5 protein-coding genes and 2 pseudogenes are annotated in these 11,024 nt (G+C 69.1%); 1 reads left to right on the top strand and 6 read right to left on the bottom strand.

The genetic code is table 11. From position 1 onward, the window contains the following. The first annotated feature begins 130 nt into the window (after nucleotides 1–130). A complete protein-coding gene (locus tag AC5P6H_RS17545; RefSeq protein ID WP_230548470.1) occupies nucleotides 131–1,135 on the top strand; it encodes a DUF4434 domain-containing protein in 1,005 nt (334 codons plus the stop codon). On the opposite strand, the gene AC5P6H_RS17550 is transcribed toward AC5P6H_RS17545, so the two are convergent. The 6 genes and pseudogenes from AC5P6H_RS17550 to AC5P6H_RS17575 form a co-directional block, all read right to left on the bottom strand. Next, nucleotides 1,129–3,963 carry an NfrA family protein gene (locus AC5P6H_RS17550; protein ID WP_495202921.1) on the bottom strand — a complete coding sequence of 945 codons (2,835 nt, stop codon included), beginning with the start codon at nucleotides 3,961–3,963 and terminating at the stop codon, nucleotides 1,129–1,131. The genes AC5P6H_RS17545 and AC5P6H_RS17550 overlap by 7 nt on opposite strands. After that, complete coding sequence (locus AC5P6H_RS17555; RefSeq protein WP_053495311.1) at nucleotides 3,960–6,107, bottom strand: glycosyl transferase family protein; 2,148 nt, start codon at nucleotides 6,105–6,107, stop codon at nucleotides 3,960–3,962. The genes AC5P6H_RS17550 and AC5P6H_RS17555 overlap by 4 nt, the downstream gene beginning before the upstream one ends. Nucleotides 6,108–6,113: 6 nt before the next feature. After that, nucleotides 6,114–8,316 (bottom strand): annotated as a pseudogene (locus AC5P6H_RS17560) (hypothetical protein). Then, nucleotides 8,313–9,496, bottom strand: a pseudogene (gene wecB, locus AC5P6H_RS17565) (non-hydrolyzing UDP-N-acetylglucosamine 2-epimerase). The pseudogenes AC5P6H_RS17560 and wecB overlap by 4 nt, the downstream one beginning before the upstream one ends. 266 nt (nucleotides 9,497–9,762) lie before the next feature. Further along, on the bottom strand, nucleotides 9,763–10,800 hold the full coding sequence (locus tag AC5P6H_RS17570; RefSeq protein WP_046428755.1) for a fimbrial protein: 1,038 nt from the start codon (nucleotides 10,798–10,800) through the stop codon (nucleotides 9,763–9,765). Then, the coding region (locus AC5P6H_RS17575) for a FimD/PapC C-terminal domain-containing protein (RefSeq protein ID WP_495202922.1) at nucleotides 10,791–11,024 on the bottom strand (234 nt) is incomplete at its 5' end. The genes AC5P6H_RS17570 and AC5P6H_RS17575, both read right to left, overlap by 10 nt.

An 11,024-nucleotide genomic window follows, 5' to 3' on the forward strand; every position in this document is an offset into this window, starting at 1 on the left:
GATGCCGGCCAGCGGCCGGCACTACCGGATGGTGATTCACCTGCCACCCGGGGCACGATGCCGGCCAGCGGCCGGCACCACCCGGCGCGGGGTTCACCTCCCACCCACGGTGCTCTGGGATGATGCGGCCATGGTTCGGCCCGACCTTCCCACGGATCCGTCTTCGCCGTTGCGCCGCCGGTTGCTGCGCGCGGCAGTGCTGGCACCACTCGCCGCTACGCTCGCCACCCTGCCCGGCTGTTCGCTGCCGGTGCAGGTGGATGGCACCTTCCTGCAGCCCTGGCGCAGCCATCTGCAGTGGGGCCCGGCCGACTGGCAACGTTCGTTGAAGCTTGCCCACGCGCTGGGCTGCCGGCAGCTGGTGCTGCAGTGGACCGGCATCGTCGGTGGCAGCGATGGCGACTGGTCGCTGCCGGACAGCAACCTGCAGCAGCTGTTCACCGCCGCCAGCGAGAACGACATCCGCATCCGCGTTGGCCTGCCCTTCCAGCAACGCTGGTGGCAGGCCATCGGCGCCGACGACGCCACGCTGCAGGCGTTCCTGGCCGACAGCCTGGCGCACGCGCGCAGCTGGTTGGCACAGGCGCCGTGGGCGCAGCAGCCCGCCTTCGGCGGCTGGTACCTGCCCTACGAACTGGAGCAGTTCCACTGGGCCGATCCGGCCCGCCAGCAATGGCTGGCGCAGTGGCTGCACGGGCTGGCGCAGGCCGCCAGCGCGCGCGGCGGTGACTGTGCGATCTCCTGCTACTTCAGCCGCCTGCAGACCGACGGCGACCTGGTCGCGCTGTGGCAGGCGGTGCTGGCACGGGCCGCGCTGCGGCCGATGGTGCAGGACGGCGTGGGGGTGGCCGGCGCCGGCAACGTGCAGCAGCTGCAACCGCTGCTCGGCCATTTCCGGGCACAGGGCATCGGGTTCGATGCGATCGTCGAACTGTTCCGCGAACTGCCCGGCAGCCCCGCCGACGGCAGCGCGTTCAAGGGCGAAACCGCAGATGCCGCGCGCATCCAGCGGCAGCTGGCGTGGGCGCACGACAGCGGTGCGCAGCACGTGCTGGTCTATGCACTGGAGCCGTGGCTGACCCAGGACACGCCGCAGGCCGCGGCGCTGCGACGACGTTGGGGCCTGCCTCAGTAGGAGAGGATGGCGGTGGCGAACAGGCCCTTGGCGCGCTGCGTATCACCGCCGCCGATCGCGAAGCGGTACTGCACGGTCAGGTCCAGGTAGGAACGCGGCGTGTTGTAGTGGTCTTCGCGGAACCAGTAGCGCACGCCCACGCCCGGCCCTGCGCCGAGTGACCAGCTGCGCTGCGTATCGTTGAGTGCGAACGACTGCGCCGGGAACAGCGGGTAGCGGATGTCGCGCACGCGCGAGCGCTGGTCCAGCCAGTCCGCCCCCACCACCACATACGGCGTGACCACCCAGTGGGTCTGCCCGGCACCAAAGCGGAAGCTGCGGCCGGCACGCAGTTCACCGGCAGCGAACCACTGTTCGCGATGCAGGCGCCCGTTGGCATCGCCCACCCGGCGCACCGGCGTGCCATTGGCATCGAGTGCGTCGAGGGTGAAATGCGCGCTGTTGTCATCCCACGTGTAACCGCCCTGCGCGTAGCCACTGACCATCCACCACTGATTCACGTCGGTGCGCAGGTCGGTGCCGTGGTAATAGCCGTAGGTCAGGTAGGACATCCAGCCACCGGAACCGCTGGCCAGGCGGTAGCGGGCCAGTGTGCTGGCTTCCAGTGGCGGGTTGCGGGCCAGCTGCAGGCTGCATTGCACGGCCGCCGAAGCGGGGTAGACATCGCCCGTGCGGGTGGCGCTGCCGAGGAACTGGCGACGCTCGATGCCGGCGCTCAGGCCGGTCTGGCCGAAGGCGTAGCGCAGGCCGAACGAGGCGATGGTGGACGGCCAGCCGGTGGTGGAACGCGAGCGGCTGAGCCGTTCGGCGCGCGCGCGTGCATCGGGCGTCGATTCGCCGGTGCACGGGTCCACGGCGCGGATCGACTCGTAGGTGCCACCCTCGTCGTACAGGGTGTTGAGCAGCCGCGCGTAAAGCTCCAGCGTGCCGTGCTGGTCATTGAAAGCCGGCGGGCGCCAGAACGCTTCAAGCGTGCTGAACACCGAATCACCCGGCGTACTGATCGCCGCGCCGCCGACATTGGTCGCCGCCTGGCGCGCGCCACGGAAGCCGGCCGAGGCGATCACGCCCCACTCGCGCGAATAGTTGGCGATGGCATTGCGCACGTTGTAGCGCTGGTGCGCATCCAGTGGCAGCTCGCCGGCATCGGCACGATCAATGGCCGTCCGCAGCAGGGTCACCGCCTGCGGGTGATCGCCGTTGGCCGCGCTGGCGTAGGCCTGGTCAAGCACCACGCCCTTTGGTGCCCTGCCGGTGGCCTCGGCGGCACGGAAGTCGGCCAGTGCGCGCGCCGGCTCGTGCGCCTTCTGGTTGAGGTAGCCGCGCTGCATCAGCGCCTCCGCATCGTCAGGGCGCTGTGCCAGCGCCGCATCCAGGCGCTGCCGTGCTTCGTCCTGCTGGCTGCGGTTGCCTGCCGCCAGCGTGGTGGTCAGCAGCCCCTGCAGGCTCGCGTCCTCCGGTGCGAGCTGCACGGCCTGCCGCGCCTCGCCGATGGCCTCGGCATAGTCCCGGCGCGCGTAGGCCGCGTAGGCACGCTGTGCGGCACCACCGTCGCCCTGCAGGTCGGCCGGCATCAACTCGCAACGGTTGCCGCTGTCGCCAGACTGGCAGTGCTGGAACGGCGCCGGATAGGTCTGCGCGCTCATGCGCGGACGCTCGCGACTGGAACGGACCGCCTTGGCGCGCTGCTCGATGCCCTGCTGCAGCAGCTGCTGCGCGCGTGCATCGCTGGCATCTGCTGGCAATGCCGCGCGCAGCGGCGCCAGCAGTGCAGCCGCACGTGCGCGATCCCCAGCGGCCAGGGCCGCATCCACCGCCAGCAGGCGCACGTTGCGCTGCTGCGTCGTTGAGCCCGGCATGGCGAGCGCGGCGTCGAAGTCCTCGTTGGCGAGCAGGCTGTTGCCCTGGCGCTGGCGCAGGTAGCCGCGCATCACCCGCGCATTGAGATCCTGGCCGTCGGCCTGCAACGCCTGGTCGGCACTGCGCTCGGCGTCGGCCAGCTGCCCCTGCTGCAGCTGCGCGGTAATCAGCAGCAACCGGTACGTCGCCACCTCCGGTGCCAGCTCGACAGCGGCACGTGCCTGCGCAACGGCCGCGGCATCATCCTGCGTGGACAGCGACCGGTACGCCTGCTGGGCCTGCAGCAGCGCGCGCTGTCGATCCAGCGCCACGCGCTGTGCGCGCAATGCCTCGACATTCGGCGCGCCCAGCTGCAGCGCGGTGGCAATGGCGGCGTCGGCCTGTTCGGGCTGCTGCTGTGCCTCCAGCGCGGCCACCCACAGCATCGCCCAGGCGCCCTGCGTTGGCTGCTGCCGGAAGGCCTGCTCGGCCTTGCTGGCTGCCTCTCCCATCCGCCCGGCGTCATAAGCGGCGTAGGCCTCGGTGGCCAGCGCGTAGGCCTGCTGCCTGGCGCGGTCTGCGCCGCTGCCAGCCACGCGCGGTGGGGAGGGTGCGCGCCCGCTCCTGGCATCCGGAGGCGTGCTGCGCGCAGCGGTGGCAGCGGCCAGCGCCGGCAACGCCGGATCCTTCAACCCCGCATCCAGTGCACGACGTGCCTGCTGCTGGGCCTCCGCCGGCCGGCCCAGTTTCTGCAGCGCGTAGATCTGCAACAGGCGCAGCCGCACCACGTCCGGGCGCAGCCGGATCGCTTCGGTGGACTGCTGGTAAGCCGCTTGATAGTCGCCGCGCTCGTAAGCGGTGAAGGCCTGCTCGGCGACGCGATATGCAGCGCCGGACAGCGGCAGGGCCGCATCGGCCTGTGCCAGTACCGGCGTGGCGGCCGTGGCCAGTGCCACGGCAATGACGGAGGACAGCAGCGTGGTCTTCATGCCGGCAAGGCTCCGGGAGGCGGCGACTGCAGCGCCGCCGCACGCCGGCGCTGTTCCTGCATGGCCTGGGCCACGGCGTCTTCGGTGGTGATGCCCTGCTTGACCAGGTAATCGCCGATGCGGCCGTCGCGCTGCGGCTTGTACGCGTCCAATGCGATCTCGAAGCGCGCGTGGTCGATCAGGCGCATCTCCACCAGCAGGTCGCCCAGCAGGGGCACGTTGTCCAGCTGCCAGTGCCGGTCGCCGCCGATCAGGCGCAGGCCTGCGTTGATTTCGCTTTCGCGGGCAATGCTCTGTTCGATGTGCTCGCTGCGGGTTTCCTGCTTCAGCAGTGCCAACGCTTCTTCGGGCAATGGGCTGGCCACGGCCAGCCGCAGGGTGCCCTGCTGGCGCGGTGGCAGCGGCAACATGCGCCATTGCACGCAGGCATCGGCACTGACCGGGAAGTGGCAGGCGCGCAGGTAGTCCACGTCAATCACCGCACGAGGCAGGTCGCCCTGGAAGGCGATCGCCTCGGCCAGCGTTTCATCATCCAGCCACCCCTGGGTGAGCAGGATGCGGCCCAGTGGCTGCTGCCGGCCGGCATGCTGCTGGTCCAGCGCCTGCTGCAGGCGCTCCGGCTCCACCGCCTGCCAAGTGGTCAACAGCTCGCCGAGCTGCTTGCGCGTCTGCACCAGCTGCGCCGCATCCGGGAAGTCGTGCATGGTCTTGTCCCAGACCATGCGCTTGCCGAACAGCAGGTAAGCCAGGAACACCTTCCACGCACGCGCGGTGGCCATGAAATTGATCATGTTGCCGACCACCATCCGCGGGATCGACATCAAGGCATGCTCCCAGCCGTACAGCCGGTTGACGAAGTAGAAGCGCTGCACGACGCGGGTGGCCAGCGCGGCGGTGGTCAGCAGCGCGACGTTCATCTGCCAGGTACCGGCCTGGAACACGCTGGGGAACTGCATCGTCCACACCCCGGACATCTTCAGCAGCCAGAACAGCAGCAGCTGCAGGAAGATGAGGTAGGCAATGATGCTGACGAACGAGGTGATGATGCCCTTGCGGTCGCGCGCCAGCAGGTACTTGGTGGCCAGCGAGCCGCGCCAGCCCAGCGACTCCCAGCTCTGCAGACCGATGCCCAGCACCCAGCGCGCCTTCTGCCGGTACGAGGCACGGAAGTTGTCGGGGAAGTACTCGCGCACGCACAGCGCCATCTGCTGGGTGCGCTCGCGCACCGGCCCCCAGCCGAACCAGGACGGGCGACGCACGCGGAACTGCACCGGGAAGCGGGCGAAGATCGACTGCATGCCCATCGCCGCCAGCCGCGCACCGACGTCATAGTCCTCGGTGAGGCTGTCGGTGTTGAAGGGCTGGTTGTCGGTCTGCGCGCTCAGCGCCAGCAGCGCGCGCCGCGAGAAGCAGGTACCGACGCCCGCCGATGGCACCATGCCGGAAACACTTTCACGCACGACCAGATCCTTGGCGTGCCATTCGGCGAATTCGTCCATGTAGACACCGGCAACCAGCTCATACCACTCGCGGTCCAGCGAGGTGACCGGCAGCTGGATCATGTCCTTGCGCGGCAGCAGGTAGTTGTAGAAGCGCAGTTCCATCGGATGCAGCACGTCCTCGCTATCGTGCAGGATCACCCCGGCGAACTCGATGTCGTGGCGCTTCTCGTAGTCGAAGATCGCCAGGATCAGCCAGTTCAGGCAGTCGGCCTTGCTGGTCGGCCCGTCGTGCGGCACTTCCACGCGGCGCAGGCGCTTGTAGCGGCGACGCATGCGCTCGACCTCATCGATGGTCTGCTGGTCGTTGGGATAGGTGCCGACGAACACGACGTACTCGCGGTAATCGAGCACGTTGATCATGTTCTCCACCATCTGCGCGATGACGTCGTACTCCATCCACGCCGGCACCATGATCGCCAGCGGCTGCTGCGGGCGCTGCAGCAGGTCGTCCTGGGTCAGCGGCCGGTAGGCATCGCGGCGCTTGATCGTGAGCGCGCGCCAGCTCTCGCGTACCCAGTACCAGACATCGATGAACAGGTCATCGAGGCTGGAGATCAGGATCAGCACGGCCACCGCCGCCGCCGTGGTTTCCAGGGCGGCGTAGTAGTTGGCCAGCTGGATGTTCCAGAACAGACCGTCCACGGTGGATCAGTGCCCTGTGTTGGCGGACTTGCGGCGACGCACCTGGGTGACGCGGGCGGCCAGCAGCGCGAACACGATCACGCCGACCAGCAGCAGCAGCCAGACCATGTGCCGTTCCCACTTCGATTGCGGGTTGCCGTCCTGCGCGATACGCGTGCCGTAGGGATCCTGGCGGTCGAATTCGCGCACGGCATCACTGCCGTCGAGCACGGCGAGATCGCCCCGCAGCAAACGGAATGGGGCGCCGAACGGCGGTGACTGCGCACCGAGGTCGCTGTAAACAACGCCCAGCTGGCCACCGGACGACCCCACCTGCACCACCGCGGCACGATCCAGCCCGCTCACATCCAACAGCGGTTGCGGCTTGCCGCCGATCAGCAGGTGGCCATCCTTCAGGCCGGCCATATCGACACCGGATGGCGCCACGCCGAACGCCAGCCACGGCGCGCCCGGGCTGACCACGGCACCGGCTTCGACCACCTTCAGTTCCGATGCCTCCGGCGATGCGCCCACTGCGCTGGTCACCGCGATGACCTTGCCCAGCGAGGCCGGCGCATCCTGCAGCCAGGTGCCGGGCACGAACACCTGGTTGCCGCGCGACAGCTGGCTGCTGGCACCCACGAAGTCACTGCCCAGCGAACGCTTGGCCAGGGTCAGGTGGCTGCTGGGCAGGATCGAGACCGGATAGCCCGTGGCCGGATCGTGGCAGTAGGGACGCGCCGGCTGGCGCAGGAAGCTGACACGGATCTGGTTGCGTGCCGACAGCGCGTAGGCCGGCACCTTGGCCACCAGCCGTTGCGGCTGGCCGTTGGCCGACAGCACCTTGCCACCCAGCAGGTAATCGTTGAGGTAGATCGTGGCGACCGCGCCCTGCCCGGCCGCGTTGGGGGCCGCCGAGACATCGATCACCACCTGCTCGGGCAGGCGGCCATCGGCCGACAGTGCGCCGAGGTCGAAGCTGGCGCTGCGGTCGGCGCGGGTCACCACATCCATGGTGCCAGCGATGTTGCCGAGCCGGCTCAGCAGTACCTGGTCACCGTCCAGTCTGGGCGTGCCCGCTGCGCTGACCTGCAGGCTGCGGCCCAGTGCATAGCTGCGCCACTGCTCGGCGAGCAGCCCGGCGACCTTGCCCGCCGCCGCCGGGTCGACCACCAGCGTCGGACGCCCGGCCACGGCCACCACGCTGACCGACGCGTTGGCGGCGGGCTTTTCCAGGCCGCCCATGCCGGTGCCGCGCCACGCGGCGAACGCGGTGCCCGCATCGGCCCCCGCCGCGCCGACCTGTACGGCCAGCGCATCCAGCGCCGCACGCACGCCGGCGCGCAGTGCATCGCTGCCGATCATCACATCGGCGGCCAACGGCCCGCTGTCGCGCAATGACAGCAGCGCGCCGACTTCGGCCAGATCCCTGATCGCATGCGCGCGCTCACCCGTGGCCAGCGCGGCGTAGGCGGGCACGCCCTGCAGGCTGGCCGGGATGCTGATACCGGCCAGGTCAACGCTGTCACCGACCTTGGGCAGGGCCACCACCTGCACCTGTTTGCCCCCGGCCTGCAACGCGGTACCGATGCGCCAGGCCGCATCGTAGGCCGGTGCCTGCAGCGCCTTGCCATCCACCAGCAGGCGCACCCGCGGTGGCAGCGCCCCCCCACGCCTTGGCAACGGTATCCACGGCGCGGCCGTCGAAGCGGTAGCTGAAACGCGAGTCCGGCGACAGCCGCAGCACATTGGCCGGCGCGCTCTGGTCGGCGCACTGGTAATCGGACACGATCGACCACCAGCCGACGCCGACCCGTACGAAGCCGCTCTGGCGGGGTTCGCCATCGATGGCCAGCAGCTGGCTGGCATCGCCCTGGGCATCGGTGATCGAACGCGCCGCGATCGGGTCGCCATCGACCGACCACAGGCCCGAGGTGCGCCCGGCGTGGCCGCGCACGTAGCGCCCATCCAGCTGCAGCTGCGCGTCGCGGGTGGCCACACCGGCCGGCACCGGCAGGTAGACCTCGCGCTGGCTCTCCTGCCCGCTCAGCACCAGTGGCTGGCGGAAACCGAGTTCGCGCAGGGTCATCTGCCGGTTCACCGTGCTGTCGCTGCTCCATTCGGTGAACTGGCCGGCGACGCTGTCGGCGGCATGGGCACTGCCAACCACGCCCGACAGGACGAACGCAGCGGCGGATGCAAACAGGGAAGAGCGGCCGGTCTGGGTCATGGCGTCACTTCGCGTGGATGGGGTGGACGGCGCCGCTGCTGCGGACGCCGGGCGAGAATTCGGGAAGGGGCGCACCGCGCAGGGCGGCGACGATGCGGGCGCTGGCGCGGCCATCCCCGTACGGGCTGGCATCGGGGTCGAAGCGGGCCGGCTGCGGGGGGCGTGCCAACACCGCGTTGACCGCATCGACGATGCGCGAGGGCGTGGTGCCGACCAGCGTGACCACACCGGCTTCGACCGCCTCCGGCCGTTCGGTGACATCGCGCATCACCAGCACCGGTTTGGCCAGCGCCGGGGCTTCTTCCTGCACGCCACCGGAGTCGGTGAGGATGACGTCGGCGCGCTGCATCAGGCGCACGAAGCGCAGGTAATCCTGCGGCGGCACCAGGTGCACGTTGTCGAGGTTGCCGAGGTGGGCATTGACCGGGCCCTGCACGTTCGGGTTGAGGTGCACCGGGTACAGCACCTGCAGGTCCGGCCGCCGTGCCAGCTCGGCCAGCGCACGGCAGATGTCCTCGAAGCCCTGGCCGAAACTCTCGCGGCGATGGCCGGTGACCAGCAGCAGCCGGCGGCCGGGGTCGAGCATATGGAAGGGTTGGTCGGCCTGCGCACGCAGTGCCGGATCGGCATCCAGCCGCTGCACGGTCTGCTGCAGGGCATCGATGACGGTGTTGCCGGTGACCAGGATCTGCCCGCCCAGGTGCTCACGGGCCAGGTTGGCGCGCGAGCCGGGAGTGGGTGCATACAACTGATGGCCGACCACATCGATCACCCGCCGGTTCATCTCCTCCGGCCACGGCCGGTGGATGTCGCCGGTGCGCAGGCCGGCCTCGACATGGCCGATCGGGATGCGGTGATGGAACGCGGCCAGGGCCGCGGTCATCGCCGTGGTGGTATCGCCATGCACCAGCACGTAGTCGGGGCGGACCTGCGTGTAGAGCGCGTCAAGCCGTTCGAACAGCCTGGAACACAGGCCATTGAGGGTCTGGTTGGGCACCATGACATCGAGGTCATGGTCGGCGGTGATCTCGAACAGCGCCATCACCTGGTCGAGCATCGCCCGGTGCTGCCCGGTGATGCAGACCACCGATTCGATATCCGCAGCGTGTGCCAGGGCGCGCACCAGCGGCCCCATCTTGATGGCTTCCGGTCGCGTGCCGAACACCGACAGGACCTTCACCGGAGCGCTCCCGAAAGCCGGCGCGGAAGGGGGCAAGCAGCAGTAGCCACGTCTGGATCCTTTCGGCGTTGCCGTCCAGCACCCGCAGGCAGGAGACGGTCACCTCATGAGGAAACTCCAAATTCGCGACATACATCACACTAAGGCGTCTGTATGCGCGTCGTGGCATCGATCTTCATCGTTGCAGGATCAAGACGCAGTCAACGCCGCCCGTGAGCCGGGCGACGTTGCGGCGGAACGCAGCAGGGGCAGCCGCCGGGGCGGCCTTACTCGTACTGGATGGTGAACGTGGCCTGGCCGTTTGCGACACCCGCGCCCACCGTACCGGCCTGGGTCTGCACGTAGCGCGCGCGCAGCGGCAGCGCCATGACGCTGGTACCCGGCGCGGTGGTGCCAACGCTGATGGTCTGGCCGAAGCGCACTTCACGCTCGGTGCTGCCATCGCGCTGGACCATCTGGATGCCGATGCGGGTGGCACTGTTGCTGGCCGCGCTCAGCTTCAGCACGCCCGGCATGTTCGAGCTGTCCTGGTCGGCATCGAGGCGGATGCCGATCTTGCTCTGGTAGGCGGCAACGTTGCTGCCCTGGCAGTTCAGGCGGATCTCGAAGTCGCGATCAACGGCCTTGGAGCCGACACCAGTGAAGGTGGTGTTGGGCACACTGCCGAAATCGACGGCAATGTTGCGGCTGCCGGCCTGCACTTCACAGGTCGGGCTGACCACGGTGGTGCCCGAGCCCTTGAACGTCGAGGTCAGTACCGGGCGCCCGGGGCCATCGCCGTCGAAGTAGTAGTTGGTGAAGCGGCCGTTCGGCGCGATCACGCCCGAACCGGTCTGCGCAGCGGTCTTGATCAGCTGGATGCGGAACTGGCCACCGATGAGGCTGACCACGGAACCGCCACCGAAGTTGATCGAGTGCGGGTAGTAGGTCTGGATCGCACCCGAATCGCGGTACAGGCGGATGCCGACGCCTGCCACATCGGTTTCATAGACGTTCGAGAAGCCGGCCACGGGGCGCTTCTGCGCTGCGTTGACGTACTCACCGATCGAACGACCGCCGGTCCAGGAATCGCAGCGGGCAACGCTGTTCTGCTGGGTGATCGGTTCACTGATTTCCTTGATCACACCGCCGACCGGGGTGCTGGGCAGGATCACGATCTGGCCCATGTCCATGGTCACGTCCTGGGCGATGAACCAGCTGTTCTGGATGCGGCAGGCGGCGCTGGCCTGCTGCGCCAGCAGCACGCCGCCCAGTACGGCCAGCGCGGCCAGCGCCTGGCGGCCACGGGAAGAAATCATCGGCATGCTGCCTCCAGCGGGATGAAGCCGGTCTTGGACGCATCGGCGCCCGCCGGTACCTGGTAATCAATGGTGCAGCGCTGGTCGGCACCGGCGCCCCACTCGACCTGCAACTGGCCCTGGTTCTTCTCGCTGCGCACGTACAGGCGGCCGCCCTGGCTGACCATGCCGACCGGCTGGCCCTGTTCGTCCTTGACCTGCGCACCGAACGGCATGCTGCGGCCATCGGC

Source organism: Stenotrophomonas sp. YJH_SMC_110 (assembly GCF_059369255.1).

Bases quoted from the DNA above. Each gene is read 5' to 3' on its own strand.
- AC5P6H_RS17545 (WP_230548470.1), top strand. From the start codon at position 131: ATGGTTCGGCCCGACCTTCCCACGGATCCGTCTTCGCCGTTGCGCCGC.
- AC5P6H_RS17550 (WP_495202921.1), bottom strand. From the start codon at position 3,963: ATGAAGACCACGCTGCTGTCCTCCGTCATTGCCGTGGCACTGGCCACG.
- AC5P6H_RS17570 (WP_046428755.1), bottom strand. From the start codon at position 10,800: ATGCCGATGATTTCTTCCCGTGGCCGCCAGGCGCTGGCCGCGCTGGCC.